Annotated in this window: 17 protein-coding genes and 3 pseudogenes; 13 read left to right on the top strand and 7 right to left on the bottom strand. The window is 71.6% G+C overall.

All coding sequences use genetic code 11. The features are described 5' to 3' along the window. Positions 1 to 240 precede the first annotated feature (240 nt). Positions 241 to 1212: an NAD(P)-dependent alcohol dehydrogenase gene (locus ACFPQ9_RS22205; protein WP_380855783.1), complete on the top strand. Its 972-nt coding sequence runs from the start codon at positions 241 to 243 to the stop codon at positions 1210 to 1212. Positions 1213 to 1215: 3 nt separating this feature from the next. On the opposite strand, the gene ACFPQ9_RS22200 is transcribed toward ACFPQ9_RS22205, so the two are convergent. The 3 genes from ACFPQ9_RS22200 to ACFPQ9_RS22190 form a co-directional block, all read right to left on the bottom strand. After that, positions 1216 to 2331 (bottom strand): hypothetical protein, encoded by a 1116-nt coding sequence (locus ACFPQ9_RS22200; RefSeq protein WP_380855780.1) that lies wholly within the window; start codon positions 2329 to 2331, stop codon positions 1216 to 1218. A 302-nt stretch (positions 2332 to 2633) separates the two neighbouring features. After that, a complete protein-coding gene (locus ACFPQ9_RS22195; protein ID WP_380855777.1) occupies positions 2634 to 4043 on the bottom strand; it encodes an MFS transporter in 1410 nt (469 codons plus the stop codon). Positions 4044 to 4085: 42 nt separating this feature from the next. Next, positions 4086 to 4313 (bottom strand): EF-hand domain-containing protein, encoded by a 228-nt coding sequence (locus ACFPQ9_RS22190; RefSeq protein WP_380855774.1) that lies wholly within the window; start codon positions 4311 to 4313, stop codon positions 4086 to 4088. A 139-nt stretch (positions 4314 to 4452) separates the two neighbouring features. Between ACFPQ9_RS22190 and ACFPQ9_RS22185 the strand changes: the two genes are divergently transcribed. The 7 genes from ACFPQ9_RS22185 to ACFPQ9_RS22155 all read left to right on the top strand — a co-directional run bounded on the left by ACFPQ9_RS22185 (position 4453) and on the right by ACFPQ9_RS22155 (position 12178). Beyond that, the gene (locus ACFPQ9_RS22185) at positions 4453 to 5142 is read left to right on the top strand and encodes a GAF and ANTAR domain-containing protein (RefSeq protein WP_380855771.1); all 690 of its coding nucleotides are present in this window, start codon (positions 4453 to 4455) and stop codon (positions 5140 to 5142) included. A 263-nt stretch (positions 5143 to 5405) separates the two neighbouring features. Further along, positions 5406 to 7112: a ribosomal protection-like ABC-F family protein gene (gene abc-f, locus ACFPQ9_RS22180; protein ID WP_380855768.1), complete on the top strand. Its 1707-nt coding sequence runs from the start codon at positions 5406 to 5408 to the stop codon at positions 7110 to 7112. Between the two features lie 128 nt (positions 7113 to 7240). Next, positions 7241 to 8590 carry an MFS transporter gene (locus tag ACFPQ9_RS22175; protein ID WP_380855765.1) on the top strand — a complete coding sequence of 450 codons (1350 nt, stop codon included), beginning with the start codon at positions 7241 to 7243 and terminating at the stop codon, positions 8588 to 8590. 17 nt (positions 8591 to 8607) lie between these two features. Further along, the gene (locus ACFPQ9_RS22170; protein ID WP_380855762.1) at positions 8608 to 9276 is read left to right on the top strand and encodes a response regulator transcription factor; all 669 of its coding nucleotides are present in this window, start codon (positions 8608 to 8610) and stop codon (positions 9274 to 9276) included. An 8-nt stretch (positions 9277 to 9284) separates the two neighbouring features. Further along, complete coding sequence (locus tag ACFPQ9_RS22165) at positions 9285 to 10706, top strand: sensor histidine kinase (protein ID WP_380855759.1); 1422 nt, start codon at positions 9285 to 9287, stop codon at positions 10704 to 10706. Next, a complete protein-coding gene (locus ACFPQ9_RS22160) occupies positions 10703 to 11695 on the top strand; it encodes a TAXI family TRAP transporter solute-binding subunit (protein WP_380855756.1) in 993 nt (330 codons plus the stop codon). Before ACFPQ9_RS22165 ends, ACFPQ9_RS22160 begins: the two co-directional genes overlap by 4 nt. Positions 11696 to 11782: 87 nt before the next feature. Further along, entirely contained in the window at positions 11783 to 12178 is a 396-nt protein-coding gene (locus tag ACFPQ9_RS22155) for a TOBE domain-containing protein (RefSeq protein ID WP_030955054.1), read from the top strand. 25 nt (positions 12179 to 12203) lie between these two features. Here ACFPQ9_RS22155 and ACFPQ9_RS22150 read toward each other — a convergent pair. Together ACFPQ9_RS22150 and ACFPQ9_RS22145 are read right to left on the bottom strand one after the other, a co-directional pair. Continuing rightward, positions 12204 to 12451: pseudogene (locus tag ACFPQ9_RS22150) on the bottom strand (NAD-dependent formate dehydrogenase); the annotation flags it as partial. Next, a pseudogene (locus ACFPQ9_RS22145) lies at positions 12443 to 12661 on the bottom strand (LysR family transcriptional regulator); the annotation flags it as partial. The pseudogenes ACFPQ9_RS22150 and ACFPQ9_RS22145, both read right to left, overlap by 9 nt. 314 nt (positions 12662 to 12975) lie before the next feature. Here ACFPQ9_RS22145 and ACFPQ9_RS22140 point away from each other — a divergent pair. From ACFPQ9_RS22140 to ACFPQ9_RS22120, 5 genes and pseudogenes are all read left to right on the top strand, one after another. Continuing rightward, positions 12976 to 13107: pseudogene (locus ACFPQ9_RS22140) on the top strand (MerR family transcriptional regulator); the annotation flags it as partial. Positions 13108 to 13142: 35 nt separating this feature from the next. Beyond that, positions 13143 to 13970: a molybdate ABC transporter substrate-binding protein gene (gene modA, locus ACFPQ9_RS22135; RefSeq protein WP_380855752.1), complete on the top strand. Its 828-nt coding sequence runs from the start codon at positions 13143 to 13145 to the stop codon at positions 13968 to 13970. After that, on the top strand, positions 13967 to 14845 hold the full coding sequence (gene modB, locus ACFPQ9_RS22130) for a molybdate ABC transporter permease subunit (protein ID WP_380855749.1): 879 nt from the start codon (positions 13967 to 13969) through the stop codon (positions 14843 to 14845). Before modA ends, modB begins: the two co-directional genes overlap by 4 nt. Continuing rightward, complete coding sequence (locus tag ACFPQ9_RS22125; RefSeq protein WP_380855746.1) at positions 14842 to 15927, top strand: ABC transporter ATP-binding protein; 1086 nt, start codon at positions 14842 to 14844, stop codon at positions 15925 to 15927. Before modB ends, ACFPQ9_RS22125 begins: the two co-directional genes overlap by 4 nt. Positions 15928 to 16090: 163 nt before the next feature. Then, the gene (locus ACFPQ9_RS22120; RefSeq protein WP_380855743.1) at positions 16091 to 16510 is read left to right on the top strand and encodes a TOBE domain-containing protein; all 420 of its coding nucleotides are present in this window, start codon (positions 16091 to 16093) and stop codon (positions 16508 to 16510) included. 42 nt (positions 16511 to 16552) lie between these two features. Here ACFPQ9_RS22120 and ACFPQ9_RS22115 read toward each other — a convergent pair whose 3' ends face one another. Both ACFPQ9_RS22115 and ACFPQ9_RS22110 read right to left on the bottom strand, forming a co-directional pair. Continuing rightward, entirely contained in the window at positions 16553 to 17515 is a 963-nt protein-coding gene (locus ACFPQ9_RS22115) for a carbohydrate kinase family protein (protein ID WP_380855740.1), read from the bottom strand. Further along, positions 17512 to 18198 carry a class II aldolase/adducin family protein gene (locus tag ACFPQ9_RS22110; protein ID WP_380855737.1) on the bottom strand — a complete coding sequence of 229 codons (687 nt, stop codon included), beginning with the start codon at positions 18196 to 18198 and terminating at the stop codon, positions 17512 to 17514. The genes ACFPQ9_RS22115 and ACFPQ9_RS22110 overlap by 4 nt, the downstream gene beginning before the upstream one ends. Positions 18199 to 18245 lie beyond the last annotated feature (47 nt).

Below are 18245 nucleotides of genomic sequence, written 5' to 3'. Positions count from 1 at the left end.
AGCGCTCCTGTGAGTGCCTTGAAGAGCGGTTGCATGCGGTTCCTTTCGGAGGCTTCGCCCATGGATCACGGGGCTTCCTTCGATCAACCGTGGCGTGGGGTCGGAGGGGGTCACAAGCGTGACGGGGAGGAATCAGGGGAGAGACAGGGGCCAGGCTCAGGGGTCTCTCCGGGCCACGCCTAGGGGTTGCGTCCTGCATCAGCGCTGTGGAACCAGGGGTGTTGCCGCTACGGTTCGCCCATGAAGGCAGCGGTGCACAGCCGGTACGGGCCGCCGGACGTGGTTCGGATCGCCGAGGTGGACAGGCCGGCGGTGGGCGAGGACGACGTACTCGTCAGGGTGCACGCGACCACGGTGAACCGTACGGACTGTGCCTACCGTGCGGCCAAGCCGTTCTTCATGCGCGCGCTCACCGGCCTGGCCCGGCCGCGGCGCGTGGTGCTCGGGACCGAGTACGCGGGTGTGGTGGAAGCGGCCGGCAGCGGCGTCACCTCGTTCGGCGTCGGTGACCGGGTGTTCGGCTACAACGAGGGCGCGTTCGGAGCCCACGCCGAGTACCTGGCGGTCCCGCAGGGCGGTGCGATCGCGGTGATGCCCGACGCGCTGACGTTCGAGGAGGCCGCGCCCGGTACCGAGGGAGCGCACTACGCCCTGGCGTTCCTCCGGGTCGCCCGAGTGCGCGCCGGGCAGGACGTCCTCGTCCACGGCGCCACCGGCGGCATCGGCTCGGCGGCCGTGCAATTGCTGAAGCATCACGGAGCCACCGTCACCGCGGTCTGTGACACCGCCCGTCTGGAGCTGGTGAAGGGCCTCGGCGCGGACCGGCTCGTCGACTACACCGCACAGGACTTCACCGTGGACGAGCAGCGATACGACGCCGTGTTCGACGCGGTCGGCAAGAGCACCTTCGGCCGCTGCCGGCGGCTGCTGAAGCCGGGCGGGCTGTATCTGTCCTCGGAGCTGGGCCCCGGCTGGCAGAACGTGCTCCTGCCGCTCGTCACCGCTGTGTTCCGCGGGCGGAGGGTGAAGTTCCCCTTTCCGCAACAGAATCAGGAGATCGTGCGGCAGATCGGGGAGCTGATCAAGGCCGGTGGCCTCAGGCCGGTCATCGACCGACGCTATCCACTGGAGCAGATCGTCGACGCCTATCGGTACGTCGAGACCGGGCAGAAGACCGGCAACGTCGTCATCACCGTCGTACCGCCGAACTGACGGTCAGTTCAGCCGGCGCACGATTTGGGCCTCTGCTCGTTCCACGGCGCTGCGGCCGTGGGTGTGGACCAGGGCCAGGTGGTACAGGGCGGGGCTGACGGCGGCCCAGTGGCGGACGCGGTCCGGGCGCAGGAGGTAGCGGACCACGTCCGCCGGGCGGAACGGAACGTACTCGATGCTCTGGTGCTCCCATCGGTCCGCGACGCCTCGCGACATGCGGGAGCGCAGCGTCTCGCCTCGCAGGTTCGTCAGGTGGGCGATGAAGTGGGCGCTCCACTGGCGCCGTTCGACGTCCAGGACGAAGGCGAGCATGGAGAGCGTGTACTCGTGCGGCTCCAGGGAGAGTTCCTCCCGCATCCCGCGCCGTGCGACCTCGTGGAGGTCGGGCGCGCTGCGGCCGGCCGAGTCGATGTGCCGGGAGAGCCCCTCGTTCACCGAGGAGCCCCACAGGCCGGGCCCGGAGCGGACGTTGTGGGCGCGTCGGCTGACGACGAGCAGATGGTCGGCCGTGACCACGGCCACGTTCACGCCGAAGCTGCACTGCAGGAAGGCGGGGGCGTCCAGCGGGCGGTCGGGGTCGAGGTAGCGTCCGCGCGGGGTGGTTCCGTCGCGGAAACGGCGATCGAGCTGCTGGGCCGCGAGGAAGGTGAAGTAGTCGGTGGGGCGCAGCCGGAGGACGATCTCCGGCTGCTCCTCCAGTGCGGTCCGGGAGATCTCCAGGCCCTCGACGGCGTAGCGGGGGCCGTTCCAGGTGCGCACGCGTGTGCCGGTCTCCTCGGCCTGCTGCTCCGCCGCCTCGATCTCCGCCCGCCATGACGTCATCTCCTCGGGCAGGACCGCGTCACCGTCCAGTACCCGGACCTGGACCGACTCCGGTGCGATGGCCTGCTCACCGTCTCCCTCGACGATGAGCGCCGTGGTGTGCAGCGGGCCGATCGAGAAGGTCGACCAAGTCGACTGCGGGGCGCCGTCCTCACGGTACGTCAGACTGCGTACTCGCGTGGCGAATCGGCGGCGGAGCCTGAACCAGGCGTCCTGGAGGGGCTGTTGGAACAGGATGGCGAGAACCATGCCGCAGACGGCGCCGACTATCCCGTTGACAAGATCGATTCCGGTCACAGGGGCGCAGCGTATAGCCTCGCGGCCGGTTCGACGTCATGTGTGTGTTGCGGGTGTTCAGAGATCGAGGTCGGCGACGGCGCACTGTAGGCGTCCTGGGCCGCTGGACGACACCGGCCGGTGATGCCGGTGGCGGGATTCGAACCCGCGTCACCCGCTTGAGAGGCGAAGTAGCCGCAGCCTGCGCACCTGAACACCCCGTACGTTAGCGACGGTGGCGGACCGACGCATCCGGTTTTCCGGGCGGCCGGGCGGCCGGGCGGTGTGCCGTGTATGGGGTATTCCCACGACACCGTCCGCCTTCAACTCGGCTGTGTTGCTGGAGGCTTCGGCGGCACACACAGCCGGGCGAGGACGGCGGCGACGAGGTAGGCGAACGCGCCGATCGCCATGCTCGTGCGCAGTCCGGTGCCGTGGTCGGTGGCCGTGGCGAGGAGGCTGCCGCCGAGTGCCACGCCGGTGGCGCTGCCGATCTGGCGGGTCGTGTTGAACAGGGCGGAGGCGGTGCCCGAGTAGGCCGGGGGCGCCGCGCCCATCACGGTGGCGGTCGAACCGGTCAGAGCGAAGGACGTGCCGAAGCCCGCGGCCATCATCGGGGCCACCAGCAGCGCATACGCGGGGTCGGATCCCGCTGCGGCCCAGCCGGCCAGGCCCAGCCCGGCCAGGAGCATGCCGGAGACCACCAGTGGACGGTCGCCGGTACGGCGGGTCAGTCGTCCGGACAGGACGGAGGCGAACATCGTCATCGCCACCGCCGGGAACAGCGCCAGGCCGGTTTCGAGGGCGCTGTAGTCGCGCTGGTGCTGGAAGTCCAGGCTGGCGGTGAAGACCATGCCGTAGAAGCCGAAGTTGAAGAGCAGGCCGATGACGGCGCCGCCGCTCATCGCGCGGGAGTGCAGCAGGTTCAGGGGGAGGGCGGGGGCGCGGGCGAGTCGCTCGCGTACCGCGAACGCCGCGGCGGCCAGCACCGCGAGGCCGAGGCCGGCGAGTACGGCCGGGTCGGACCAGCCGCGCCGTCCGGCCTCGTTGAGCGCCGCCGTGAGCAGGGCCACCGACGCGACGACCGCGACCTGTGCCGGCCAGTCGAGGGCCCGGGTGGCGCGCCGGGGCGAGCGGGAGACGTGTCTCAGCGTCAGTGCGAGGCAGGCCGCGCCGACCGGGAGGTTGATGAGGAACACCCAGCGCCAGCCCACCGTGGAGACCAGGAGGCCACCCAGCAGCGGGCCGGCGGAGGCCGCGATGCCCGCCATCGAGCCCCACAGGCCGAAGGCCCGTGCGCGCGCGGACGGTGCCGGGTAGGCCTGCTGGAGCAGGGCCAGGGAGCCGGGCACGATCAGTGCCGCGCCGAGCCCTTCCGTCAGGCGGGCGGTGACCAGGACGGGGGTGTTCGGAGCGAGTGCGCACGCGGCCGAGGACAGCGTGAACACCCCCACGCCCCAGCAGAAGACCCGGCGGTTGCCCAGCCGGTCGCCCAGTGCGCCGCCTGTGAGCAGCAGCCCGGCGAAGACCAGGGTGTAGCCATCGGTGATCCACTGGATCCCGGTGAGCGAGGCCGACAGTTCGCGACCGATCACCGGCACGGCGACGTTGATGATCGTCACGTCCAGGATCACCATGAAATAGCCGGCGCAGACCGCCAGCAACGGTGCCCAGGACCGTTGCCCGGCCTCGCCCTGACCCCCGGCCTGGTCGGCCGATTCCGCGAACGCCACGGCCCCAACTCCATCTAGTCCACGGAAGTACGCTGCTGCTCTCTACTGCAACGCCCTGCGCGCCGCGGTCACGGCCTCCTCGTACCCGAGGGCCCCGTCGCGGTCCTTGTCGGCTTCCTCGAACGCCCGTCGGGCATGAGCCATGTCGATGCCGATGCCCTTGAGGGCTGCCAGGAATTCCTCGATGTCTATCCGACCGTCGCCGTCCGCGTCGCCGATGATCCTCAACTGGTCGGTGACGGCCTTGAGTGCCGGGTCCAGGGTGGTCATCTCGTCCTCCAGCCGGACGTCTGGATGTGACTCCCTGCCAGGCTGGGCGATGACAGCGCCGCTCGCGTGCCGTGACGGCCGTTCGAGTGACATGCTGGGTGAACGGGCGACCGAGGCACGTCGAAGGGTGGCATACGCGATGGACTGGGCTCGGTTCGCGCAGCAGATGGCGTCGATGGCGCGGGATCTGCTGGCTCAGGAGTCGGTCGATGCCACCTTGGGACGGATCACCGACTCGGCGATCGAGCTCGTGGAGGGGTGCGATGCGGCCGGGATCCTGGTGCTGCACGGCAAGCAGGTCCAGACCCTGGCGCCCACGCATGAGCTGGTAGTCCAGAGCGACGACTTGCAGAAGCAGCTGGGTGAGGGGCCCTGCTTCGACGCCGCCCGCACGAAAGATGGCGAGCGGGTTTTCCGTATCCCGGACTTCACCCTGGAGCAACCGCGCTGGCCGTCCTACGCACCCGAGGCCCGTCGGCTCGGCATCGGGAGCATGATGGGCTTCCTGCTGTACACCGAGGACGAGGATTTCGGTGCGCTGAACATCTACTCGGGTGAGGCGGGCGCCTTCACCGAGGCCAGCGAACTGGCCGGCTGGCTGCTGGCCTCCCATGCCGCGGTCGCCTTCTCCAGCGCCCGCACGCATGCCCAGATGGAGCACGCCGTCGCCACTCGGCACATGATCGGGGAGGCCATGGGCATCGTCATGGGCAGCCATGATCTCAGCGAGGAGCAGGCATTCGACGTGCTGCGCCGGTACTCGCAGGAGAACAACATCAAATTGCGTGAGGTCGCCCGTCTGATCTGCGAACACGGCAGCCTGTCCTGACGGAAGGGCGGCTCCCCCGGCTCGTGGTCTGAACCAGAGGAGCCTGGCCGGACCCGGCCCCCAGGGGAACGCCGCCGAGACCGGCCTCTTACGCCAAGTCCCCCGGCCCTTTCGTTTCACGCCGCCCAAATCCCAGTGGAGACGAGACGGTCCGTTTTGTTATGCTGGCCGCGTGGCTTTCTACTACTTCCCCTGAGTCCGGGCACGGCCCTCGCCGCCGTCTCCGCCGCCCGTAGACACTTCGCACCCCAGGGGAAAGTCACATGCGCGAACGCGCCCGCACATCCATGCCCGCTGCCGTGGCCCAGCTGTCCGTCAAGGACGTCACCAAGTCCTACGGCACCCGGATGGTTCTCGACCAGGTCACTCTCACCGTCCGCCCGGGCGAGAAGGCCGCCGTCATCGGTGAGAACGGCTCCGGCAAATCGACCCTGCTGCGGCTGCTCGCCGCGGCCGAGGCGCCGGACGCCGGGGAGCTCACCGTCAGCTTCCCCGGCGGCATCGGCCACCTCGCCCAGACTCTCGACCTCGACCCGGACTGCACCGTGCAGGACGCCGTCGACCTGGCCCTCGGCGAGCTGCGTGACCTGGAGCGGCGGTTGCGTGCGGCGGAGGAAGACCTGGGCGAGGCGTCCGAGGACGACCTCGCCGCGTACGGTGAGCTGCTGATCGCGTACGAGGAACGCGGCGGGTACGAGGCCGACGTACGGGTCGAGGCGGCCATGCACGGGCTCGGGCTCGCCGGGATCACCCGGGACCGCGCGCTCGGTTCGCTCTCCGGTGGTGAGCAGTCCCGGCTCGCGCTGGCGTGCGTACTGGCCGCAGCCCCCGAGCTGCTGCTTCTGGACGAACCGACCAACCATCTCGACGCGGCGGCCGTCCACTGGCTGGAGGAGCACCTGCGCACGCACCGCGGCACCGTGGTCGCCGTCACCCATGACCGTGGCTTCCTGGAGCGCGTCGCCACCACGATCCTGGAGGTGGACCGGGACACGCACACCGTGCATCGTCACGGCGACGGCTGGGCCGGATATCGCGCCGCGAAGGCGGCAGCGCGGCGGCGCGCGGAGCAGGATCACATCGAGTGGGCCGAGGACGTGGCCCGTGTCGAGGAGCTCCTCGCCGCCGCCGGGAAACGCCTGGTGGGCACCGGCAAGGACCCGCGGCAGGGCTTCGGGAAGCACCGCCGCTCGCACGAGGCGAAGCTCGGCGGACAGGTGCGCGCGGCCCGCGAACGGCTGGCCCACCTGCGACGCCATCCGGTGCCGGCACCGCCGCAGCCACTGCGGTTCACAGCGGCGCTGTCAGCGGCGGCGGGCGACGGGCATTCGGCCGACCGCAAGATCGACGATGGCAGGCACGACGACACCCACGACCGCCTCCATGACCGTGATCGCCCGCTCGCCCAGCTCACCTGCGTGGAAGTCGGCATCCGGCTGCGCCTGGACGGCACGCTGACCGTCGCACCCGGTCAGCGGCTGCTGGTCACGGGCGAGAACGGGGCCGGCAAGACGACACTGCTGCGCGTCCTGGCCGGTGACCTCGAACCGGATGCCGGCCAGGTGTGCCGCCCCGCCCGGATCGGGTACCTGGCCCAGGAGCTCCCGGCCCGCACCACGCGGCTGCCGTTGCTCACCGCCTTCGCGGCCGGACGGCCCGGGCTGCCGGACGAGTACGCCGAGCAGCTTCTGACGCTGGGCCTGTTCCGTGAGGAGGACCTGCGTGTCCCGGTCGCGGCACTGTCCGCGGGGCAGCAGCGGAGGCTTCAGATCGCCACCCTGGTGACCCGTCCCGCGGAACTCCTCGTACTGGACGAGCCGACGAATCACCTCGCGCTCGACCTCGTCGAGGATCTGGAAGCGGCGCTCGCGGCCTACCCGGGAGCGGTCGTGGCGGTCTCCCACGACCGCGGCTTCCGCGAGCAGTTCCCGGGCGAGCGGCTCGAACTGCGTGCCGGCCGCAGATGCTGACGGCGCGGGGATGGTACGGCGCGTGGTCTCCGTCCTAAGGGACTGTTAGGACTTCGTTCGCGCTGTTGAACGGGGCTGTCGGGCCATCGACGCTGTGTGCCTCCGGGCCACAGACAAGGGAGTTTTCGATGGCCACACAGACCACGACCGCGGGTACGCGGGAGTCGCGTCAGGGCGAGCGCAGAGTTGTCAGCAATATCGTGCGTGGATCGATCGGCAATCTGATCGAGTGGTACGACTGGTACGCGTACACCGCGTTCAGTGTGTACTTCGCCGCCGCCTTCTTTCCCTCCGGCGACCAGACCGCACAACTGCTGAACACCGCCGCCGTGTTCGCCGTCGGGTTCCTGATGCGGCCGATCGGCGGCTGGGTGCTGGGGCGGTACGCCGACCGGCGGGGGCGGCGGGCGGCGCTGACGCTGTCGGTGACGCTGATGGCGGCCGGTTCGCTGATCGTGGCGCTGACGCCGTCGTACGACGCGATCGGGGTGGTCGCGCCGGTGCTGCTGGTGACCGCGCGGCTCCTGCAAGGGCTGTCGGTCGGCGGGGAGTACTCGACCTCGGCGACCTATATGTCGGAGGTCGCCTCGCCCGGCCGGCGCGGCTACTACTCCAGCTTCCAGTACGTCACCCTCATCGCCGGACAGCTGACGGCGCTCGGCCTCCAGATCATCCTCCAGCAACTGCTCAGCGGCACGCAGATGGAGTCGTGGGGCTGGCGGATCGCGTTCGTCGTCGGTGCCGCCGGGGCGATCGTGGTGCTATGGCTGCGGCGGGGCATGGACGAGTCGGAGAGCTTCGAGCGCGTGGCCGCCGAGGCCGAGGCCGCGGTCGAGAAGGGCGCCGGTCCGGCGCGCGGCAGCCTGCGCATGCTGCTGTCGTACCCCCGGCAGTGCCTGATCGTCGTCGGCCTGACCATGGGCGGCACGCTGTTCTTCTACACGTACACGACGTATCTCCAGAAGTTCATGGTCAACACCAGCGGCATCGCCAAGCCGACGGCGGCCTGGATCAACTTCTTCGCGCTGCTCGTGTTCGTGCTGCTCCAGCCGGTCATGGGGCTGCTGTCGGACCGGATCGGGCGGCGTCCGATGCTGATCGGGTTCGGGGTGCTGGGAGCGCTCGTGGTGGTCCCCTCGCTGACCCTCCTGTCGCACACCAGCAATCCGGTGTACGCGTTCCTGCTCATGGTCGGCCCGCTGGCCGTGAGCTCCCTGTACACGTCGATCAGCGCGGTGGTGAAGGCGGAGCTGTTCCCGACGTCGATCCGGGCGCTCGGCGTCGGTCTGCCCTACGCGCTGACCGTGGCCCTGTTCGGCGGGACCGCCGAGTACGTCGCCCTGTGGTTCAAGGACGCCGGCCATGAGAGCTGGTACTTCTACTACGTCACCGCCTGCGTCCTTCTCTCGCTGCTCGTCTACATTCGGATGCGCGAGACGTCGGACGGATCGCCGCTGGAGAGCGAGGACAGGGACTGACCGGGAGGGTGGCGAGCGTGCGCGTGCTGCTGGCCGAGGACGACGACGGGGTGGCCGGTGCCCTGACGGAGGCCCTGTACGAGCACGGTCATCTGCCCACCCGGGTGCGGCGCGGCGAGGACGTCCTGGCCCGCCATCGCCAGGCCGACCTGCTGTTGCTCGACCTCGGTCTGCCCGATCTCGACGGGCTGGAGGTCCTGCGCAAGCTGCGCGCGGTGAGCGGCCTACCGGTCGTGGTCCTCACCGCGCGGGGCGACGAGCGTTCGGTGGTGCGCGGCCTGCGTCTGGGCGCCGACGACTACCTGGTCAAGCCGGTGCGGCTGGCCGAGCTGCTGGCCCGGATCGAGGCCGTCACCCGGCGCGCCGCCATACCGACCGCGCCGACGGCACCCGCGCCGCGCACGATCCGCGCCGGTGACGTCGAGGTCGATCTCGACGCGCGCCGGGTGACGGTCGGCGGTGCCGAGGTGCGGCTGACCACGAAGGAGTTCGCGGTGCTGGCCGCGCTGGCCGGCCGGGCCGGTACGGCGGTCAGTCGCCAGCAGCTGATGGACGAGGTGTGGGGCGACGCCTATCTGGCGGTGTCCCGCTCCCTCGACGTCCATCTCACCCAGCTGCGGGCCAAGCTCGGCCGCCCGGACGTGCTGACGACGATCCGCGGTTTCGGCTACCGGTTCGGCGGCTGAAGCGGGCCATGCGTACCCGGGTGCTGACCGTCGTCCTCGCCTTCGCCGTCCTCGCGGTGGCCGGCTTCGCCGTACCGCTGCTCGGCGTCACCGCCACCCAGCGCACCGAGCAGCTCGTCGCGGCCCGCACCGGCGACCTCGACCGCTTCGCCGGGCTCGCCGCGCAGGCCGCCGAGAGCGGCGACACCGGGGCGCTGACCGCCGAGGTGACCCGGTACGCGGAGCTGTACGGCGAGGCGGTCGTGGTCGTCGACGCGCGCCGCGCGCCGGTGGTGCAGGCGGGCGGTCTGCACGCCGCGGACCCGGTCGTCGCGAGGCTGGTCGACGCCGCGCTGCGCAACCAGCGCGTCTCGCCCGGCGGCACGCTGCGCCCCTGGTCCCGGGGCGACCGACTGCTCGCCCGCCCGGTGGGCACCGGCACCCGGGTGTCCGGGGCCGTGGTGCTGCGGGCTTCGGTGCGGGCCGCCGCCGACGACATCGCCCTGCGCTGGGCGCTGGTCCTGGCCGGCGCGGGCGTGTTCGCGGTGGCCTGCGTGCTGCTCGCCCGCACCGCCACCCGCTGGGTCGTACGGCCGCTGCACCACCTGGACCGTGCGGTCGGCGCGCTCGCGGCGGGGTTGCCGGCCGAGCACGCCCGGGCCGGCGGGCCGCCCGAGCTGCGGCAGCTCGCCACCGGCTTCAACCGCATGGCCGACGCGGTGACCACGGCCCTGGAGCAGCAGCGCCGACTGGTCGCCGACACCTCCCACCAACTGCGCAATCCGCTCGCCGCGCTGCGCCTGCGCATCGACTCCCTCCAGCTCCGGCTGCCCGACTCCGCCACCCGCACGTACACGGGCGTGACCGGCGAACTGGAGCGCATGGAACACCTGCTGGACGACCTGCTCGCCCTCGCGAACGCCGAACACCGGGCGGGCGAGCTGGCCGTGACGGACGCACCGGAGGCGTGCTGCGACGGGACCGGGACCGCCGCGGCCCAGGTGCAGCTGTGGCGCCCGGTGGCCGAACAGGCGGGCATCCGCCTCGACCATGTCCCCGGCCCACCCGTCCGCATGGCCTGCACGGAAGGTGAGCTGGCCCAGATCGCCGACATCCTCCTGGACAACGCGATCAAGTACGCCGGAAGCGGCGCCCACGTCAGCACGCGCTGCTTCGTCGAGGGCCCGCACACGGTGTTCGAGGTGCGGGACGACGGTCCCGGTCTCGGCACGGCGGAACTGTCACAGGCGGGAACCCGCTTCTGGCGCTCGGAGCGCAACCGTGATGTGCGCGGCAGCGGCCTCGGGCTGGCGATCGCCGAGCAGTTGGTGGCCGGGCGGGGCGGACACGTCGAGTTCGCGTCGGCCGAACCGCGCGGCCTGCGGGTCAGGGCCGTACTCCCGCGCGCCGATCAGGAGTCGACGTCCATGGCGAAGGGGCGTACGCCATGACCGGCCCGGCCCGCCGCACCGCCCTGCGTGCCACGCTCGGCGTCATGTGCACCGGCCTGCTCGCAGCCGCCGGAACGGCCGACGCACGGCACACGGACCGTGGCCCCGAGGGCAGGCTGCGCATCGCGACCGGCGAGTCGGGCAACCTCTACGCCGCCTTCGGCCGGCTCCTCGCCGACCAGGTGCGGGCGGCCTACCCCCGGCTGACCTGCGAGGTGATCAACAGCGAGGCCAGCGTGGACAACATAGGCATGCTTCATGCCCGCCGGGCCGACGTGGCGCTGTCCCTGGCCGACATCGCGTGGGCGGCGTACGACGGTTCGGCGCCGTTCGGCCGCCCGGTCCCACTGCGGGCGATCGGCCGGGTGTACGAGAACTATCTCCAGCTCGCGGTGCGTGCCGACGCGCCGATCCGCACCGTGGCCGACCTGGCGGGGCACACGGTCTCGCTGGGTGCGCCCGCCTCCGGCGGTGCCGTCCTCGGCGACCGTCTGCTGCGGGCCGCGGGACTGACCCCGGGCACCGACGTCCAGGTCCGCCGCCTGCTGCTGCCCCAGGCGGTCCGCGCGATGGACGACGGCGCCATCGACGCCCTGCTGGTCTCGGGCGGCCTGCCGCTGCCTGCCCTCTCCGGGCTCGGCGCCCGGCGCGGCATACGTCTGCTGCCGCTGGCCTCGCTGCTCTCCCGCCTGCGGGCCGGCACGGAACCCTCCGGACCCGGTCTCGAAGCGGTGACGGTGCCGGCCGGCGCGTACCGGGGCACGCCCGAGGTGACCACCATCGGCGTGGCCAACCTGCTCCTGTGCCGCCCCGACCTGCCCTCCCCCGTCGCCGCCGCCCTCACCGACGTCCTGGTCCGCCGCGCCACCCACCTCGTCCCCGCCTCGGCCCTGGGCACCCAGTTCCTGGACGCCCGCAGCCTGATCTCGACCGGGTCCGTGCCGCTGCATCCCGGGGCGGTCGTGGCGTACCGAGAACTGCACGGCTAGCCGCGGGGCGTGCTCGGGGGCCGAAGGCCCGCTCGTACGGGTCCCTCGTGCACTGACCTGCCCCGTCCCTGACCTATCTTGGCCTGCATGCAGGCATACACGATCGGCCAGGCCGCACGGCTGCTCGGCGTCAGTCCGGACACCGCGCGGCGGTGGGCGGACGCGGGGCGGGTGGCGACCCATCGCGACGAGAGCGGCAGGCGCCTCATCGACGGGAAGGACCTGGCCGCCTTCTCGGTGGAGCTCGCCAAGGGCGGCAGCGGCGAGGAGGACGCCTCCTACACCTCGGTCCGCAACGCCTTTCCCGGCATCGTCACCGCGATCAAGCTGGGTGACGTGGCGGCCCAGGTGGAGATCCAGGCCGGACCGCACCGGCTGGTGTCGCTGCTGACGCGGGAAGCGGTGGAGGAGTTGGGCCTGGAGGTGGGGATGGAGGCCACCGCCCGGGTGAAGTCGACGAACGTGCACATCGACCGCGTCTGAGGGTGCCGGACGGTGGCCCCGCCGCTCACTCGGTGACCGAGTAGGAGTGAGCGCCGGTCCCGGCCAGGGCTCCGCCGTCGACGATCTGGTACTCGTCGCGGATCGGGCGGCCCGCGAACCAGGACTCCAGGATCTCCCGGGTGCCGGCCGCGTAACGGGCCTGCGCCGACAGGGAGGAGCCCGAGATGTGCGGGGTCATGCCCTGGTGCGGCAGGGGTGGTCCGCCGGAGCCGGCTGCGGGTACCAGACGTCGCCCCCGTATCCGGCCAGCATGCGGTGCGCCCACGCGAGCACCACCTCGCCCTCCGGGGTCAGTCCCTCATAGCGTCTCCCCCGGCGCACGATCGGCACGCCCAGCTCGTGTTCCAACCGCCGTATCGCGGCCGACAGGGAGGGCTGGGAGACGTAACAGGCGGCGGCCGCGCGAACGAAGTGGCGCTCACGGGCGAGAGCCACCAGGTACTCCAGCTGACGCAGTTGCATGCGGGTCCTCCCGGGGTTCCGGTGGGTCTACCCGCTGGGGGCCGGCGCCGTCGAGCGGGGTGTCGTCGAGGGTGACGGCGAGCAGTACGGGAGCCCGGCCGAAGTCCGGATCGATCTCCGCCCAGGCCGGCAACTCGGGCACCGTCAGTTACCGGCATCTGCGAGGGACCGGCTCACGGGCTACCCCTCCCGGATGACCGTACCCGCACCGACGTCCCGTACAAACGCACATGCCAATCAGGCAGAACCCATTTCCGGCTCATGCAAACCCACAGGTGACTTTTCCCTTGCATCTGCGGCAGTATCATCGGCGTATGCACACCTACCGGATCGGGGACGCGGCCGCCTTACGGGGCGTCGGCGCCGACACCGTGAGGCGCCTGGTCGACGGCGGGAAACTCACCGCCGAACGCGATGAGCCGAGCCGAGCCATCGGATCATCCCCGGGGAAAGACCATGAATGACAGGGAGTAGATCCGTGATGACCCGTACCGTGCGCCGGTCCCACCGCCCCTTGCAGGTGGCAGCTCTGGGAGCCGCCGCCATGCTGGCGCTGGGCGCCTGCTCCTCCTCCGACGACTCGTCGTCGGCGAAGTCCGACGCCTCCGGGTCTGCTTCCGCCTCGGACAAGCTCTCCGGTGGGGTGACCGTCTTCGCGGCCGCCTCGCTGAAGGAGAGCTTCACGGCGCTGGGCAAGGAGTTCGAGAAGGAGCATCCGGGCACGAAGGTGACCTTCAGCTTCGGCGGCAGTGACGCCCTCGCGGCGAGCATCACCGGCGGTGCGCCCGCCGACGTCTTCGCCTCCGCCAGCCCCAAGACGATGAAGATCGTCACGGACGCCGGGGGCGCGTCCGGCACGCCGGCCACCTTCGTCCGCAACCAGCTCGAGATCGCGACCCTGCCGGGCAATCCCGACAAGATCGGCTCCCTGAAGGACCTCACGGAGTCGGATCTGAAGGTCGTGCTGTGCGACAGGACGGTGCCGTGCGGTGCCGCCGCCCAGAAGGCCCTCGACGCGAGCAAGCTGAAGCTCACGCCGGTCTCCTACGAGGAGGACGTCAAGTCCGCCCTGAACAAGGTGGCGCTGAAGGAGGCCGACGCCGCCCTCGTCTACAAGACCGATGTGAAGGCGGCGGGTGACAAGGTGGAGGGCGTGGAGTTCCCCGAGTCCGCCGAGGCCATCAACGACTACCCGATCACCGTGCTGAAGGAGTCGCAGAACACCGAGGCCGCCAAGGCGTTCATCGCGCTGGTGCAGTCCCCCGAGGGCCGGCAGGTCCTTGGCGAGGCCGGGTTCCTCGAGCCGTGACCGACCCGTCCAAGGACAAGGCCGACGCCGCGGACACGCTGACCGGTGGCCCGCGGCGCGACCGCGTCCGCGAGGGCCGGGTCGGCAGGCCGGGGCGTGGGGGTGCTCCGCTGCCCCTGCTCGTCCCCGCCCTGATCGGTCTGACCTTCCTGGTTCTGCCGCTCGTCGCCCTGCTGATCCGCGCCCCGTGGCGCAGCATGCCCGACCTGCTGACCAGCTCGGAGGTGTGGCAGGCGCTCCAGCTCTCCCTGCTCTGCGCGACGGCGGCGACCGCGGTGAGCCTGGTGATCGGCGTGCCGCTGGCCTGGCTGCTGGCCCGCGTCGAGTTCCCGGGCCGCGGTCTCGTACGGGCCCTCGTCACCCTGCCCCTCGTCCTGCCGCCGGTCGTCGGCGGTGTGGCGCTGCTGATGGCGCTCGGCCGCAACGGCGTCGTGGGCAGATGGCTGGACGACTGGTTCGGGGTCACGCTGCCGTTCACCACGGCGGGCGTGGTGGTCGCGGAGGCGTTCGTCGCGATGCCGTTCCTCGTCATCAGCGTGGAGGGCACGCTGCGGGCCGCCGACCCGCGCTACGAGGAGGCCGCCACGACCCTGGGCGCCTCCCGCTTCACCGCGTTCCGCCGGGTCACGCTGCCGCTGATCGCCCCCGGCATCGCGGCCGGTGCCGTCCTCGCCTGGGCCCGCGCGCTCGGCGAGTTCGGCGCGACGATCACTTTCGCCGGCAACTTCCCGGGCCGTACCCAGACCATGCCGCTCGCCGTGTATCTCGCCCTGCAGAACGACCCCGAAGCGGCGATCGCCCTCAGCCTGGTGCTGCTCGCCGTGTCGATCGCGGTGCTGGCGGGGTTGCGTGACCGATGGATGACCGCCTCATGACCGACACCGAGAAGACCACCGTCGACGCTCCCACCGGGACCGGTGAGGGACTCGACGCCCGGCTGGTGGTGGAGCAGGGGACCTTCCGACTGGACGTGACCTTGAGCGCCGCACCGGGCGATGTGGTCGCGCTGCTCGGCCCCAACGGCGCGGGCAAGACTACCGCGCTGCGGGCCCTCGCCGGACTCGTCGGCCTGTCCGACGGTCATCTCCGGCTGGACGGCGCCGAGTTGGAGCATACGCGGCCGGAGTCCCGGCCGGTCGGGGTCGTCTTCCAGGACTACCTGCTCTTCCCCCATCTGTCGGCCCTGGACAACGTGGCCTTCGGACCGCGCTGTCACGGCGCCACCAAAGCGGAGGCCCGCACCCGGGCCGCCCAGTGGCTGGAGCGCATGGGACTCGCGGGGCATGCCGGAACCAAGCCGCGCAAGCTCTCCGGCGGGCAGGCGCAGCGTGTCGCCCTCGCCCGTGCGCTCGCCACACAGCCGCGGCTGCTGTTGCTCGACGAGCCGCTCGCCGCGCTCGACGCCCGCACCCGTCTCGACGTGCGCGCCCAACTCCGCCACCACCTGGCCGACTTCGAGGCGGTCGCCGTACTCGTCACGCACGATCCGCTGGACGCCATGGTGCTCGCCGACCGGTTGGTCGTCGTCGAGGACGGCCAGGTCGTCCAGGAGGGCACACCGGCCGACATCGCCCGCCGTCCGCGCACGGACTACATCGCGCATCTGGTCGGCCTCAACCTCTACCGGGGCCAGGCCACGGGCCACACGGTCCGTGTCGACGGCGGCCCCGCGGTCACGACCACCGAGGACCTCACCGGCCCGGTGTTCGTCGCCTTCCCGCCCAGTGCGGTCACCCTGCACCGTGACCGCCCCACCGGTTCCAGCGCCCGCAACCTCTGGCGCTGCGAGGTGTCCGGCTTGGAGACGCACGGGGACCAGATCCGCGCCGCCCTCACCGGCGAACTGGCGCTGGCCGCCGACCTCACGACCATCGCCGCCGCCGAACTGGATCTGCGTCCCGGAGCGACGGTGTGGGCGACGGTGAAGGCGACGCAGACGCACGCTTACCCGGCGTGAGGGGCGGTCGTCAGTCGGCGGCGCACGGTTCTGCGAGGTCCGGCGGGGCCTTCGCATCGCGGTTGCGACAGGGTTCCCGCAGGCGGCGCGCCCGCCGGACTACGGTGTCCACACAGAACCCCCAATCGCAACAAATCCCCCACACCTTGCGAGGCGTACGACCATGAGCCTGAGCATCCGCAACCAGATCCCCGGCACCGTCACTTCCGTCACCCCGGGGGAGGCCATGGCGACGGTCAGGGTCCGCCTCGACGGTGGTCAGGACGTCACCGCCGCCATCACCGTCGACGCGGTCAAGGATCTGGGCCTCGCGGCCGGCTCCGCCGTACAGGCCCTCGTGAAGGCCACGGAGGTGGCGCTGGCCACCGGACCGGTGGAGGGTCTGTCCATCCGCAACCGGCTGCCCGGCACCGTGCGGGAGGTCTCGACGGGTGCCGCGATGGCCTCGGTGCGGGTTTCGGTCGACGGCGGCGAGGTGACGGCCGCGATCACCGCGGACGCGGTCGGTGACCTGGGTCTGGCCGCCGGCTCCGCGGTCACCGTCCTGTTCAAGTCGACCGAGGTGTCCCTCGCCAGCGTGTGAGACCGAGGTCAGCTGCCCGGGGGTGTTGAAGTGTGGGGAGGGTCAGGACGTCCCCGCCGATGCCCCAGCCTCCGTCGGGAACCTCCTCTTGTGCTCCCGTGCGAACGTGTCCGCGGCCGCGAGGTCGAAGTCCCCGTGATCGCTGCCGAGCCCCTGGGCGACCAGGGCCGCGGCGGCGCAGCCCAGGACGGCCGATGCGTGCGGCGTCCGGCCCAGGCCCGTGCCGCGGACGAAGCCGGCCGAGAACGCGTCGCCGCAGCCCGTGGTGTCCACGACGTCGATCGCGAAGGCGGGTACCGCCTCGGTGCCGTCCGGGGTCACCAGCAGCGCACCGTCGCCGCCCCGGGTGACCGCGACCAGCCCGGCCCCGGCGGCAAGGAGCTTGTGCGCACCCGCGACCAGATCCTGTTCGCCGGTGAAGCCGAGGACCTGGTCCTCGTTGGGCAGCAGGTGGTCGACGTACGGCAGCGCGGCCTCGATCTGCTCGAAGCCGCCGAGGACGCCGGGTGCAAGGAGGTCCACCGAGGTCGTGACGCCGTGCTCCTTGGCGTGCGACAGGATGCGCGTGGCGGTGTCGACGCCGATCAGTTCGGGGCCGCCGAGGTGAAGGTGGTCGGCCTCGGCGACGGCGTCCCAGGGCACGTCGTCGGGGCCGTAGGTGATGTTGGCACCGAGGAGGTGCAGGGAGGGGCGGTCGCCGTTGGGGCGGATGGGCAGGACGCTCGCGGAGGTGGCGGTGTCCGTGCGGCGGACGAGGTGCGTGGTGTCGATGCCCGCCGCGCCCAGGAGTCGGACCAGCATGTCCCCGGTGGGGTCCGAGCCGATGGCCCCGGCGCTGTACACCGTGGCGCCGAGCTTGGCGAGCGTGAGCGCGGTTCCGCCGGCCGTGCCGGCCGCGGTCATCCTGATGTCCTCGACCAGCGTGGCACCCTGGCCCTCGGGTATGGCCTCGACCGGCCGCACCAGCACGTCCAGCACATGCACGCCCAGCGTGACGACCTTCATCGGTTTCCCTCCTGCACGGGTGGTACGGGGTGGGTGGTGCCGTAGTTCCGGGCCAGCGCGGCCTCGATCACCGCGAGTTGCTGGTGTTCGTCGAGGACGCGGGGCGTGCCCAGGGCGGCCGCGCGCTGGTACACACCGCACGCCCACTCCAGGAGCAGCGCGTGCTCGACGGCCTTGCCGAGGGTCGGGGCGTGGGTGAGCGCGCCGTGGCTCGCCATCAGTGCGGCGCTGCGTCCGTCCAGTGCCGTCAGGACGGACTCGGCGAGTTCGGGGGTGCCGAAGGTGGCGTACGGCGCGACGCGCACCGAGCCGCCGAGGGCGAGCAACTGATAGTGGATGCAGGGAAGTTCGTCGAGTACGCAGGACAGTGCGGTCGCCATGGGGGCGTGGGTGTGGACGACCGCGCCCGTGCCGTAGCGGCGGTAGACGCCGAGGTGGAGGTCGAGTTCGGAGGTGGGTTCGAGCGTCCCGGCCACCAGGGCCCCGCCGAGGTCGACCACGGTCACCTGGTCCGCCGTGAGTTCGGCGAGCACCGCTCCGGTGGCCGTGATCGCGACCAGGTCGTCCACCCGGGCGCTGACGTTGCCGGCCGTGCCGATGAGCAGGCCCTCCGCACCCAGCCGACGGCACGCCTCGGCCACGGCGGCGCGCTCCTGACCCAGCACCGAGCTTGAGCCTGTCATGTGCGCGACGCTAGCCTAAAGCTGAAACAAAGTCACGTTCACCTTTG

This window comes from Streptomyces coerulescens (genome assembly GCF_042657965.1).
Lineage (GTDB): Bacteria > Actinomycetota > Actinomycetes > Streptomycetales > Streptomycetaceae > Streptomyces > Streptomyces coerulescens.
This window is presented reverse-complemented; position numbering and strand designations above follow the sequence as displayed.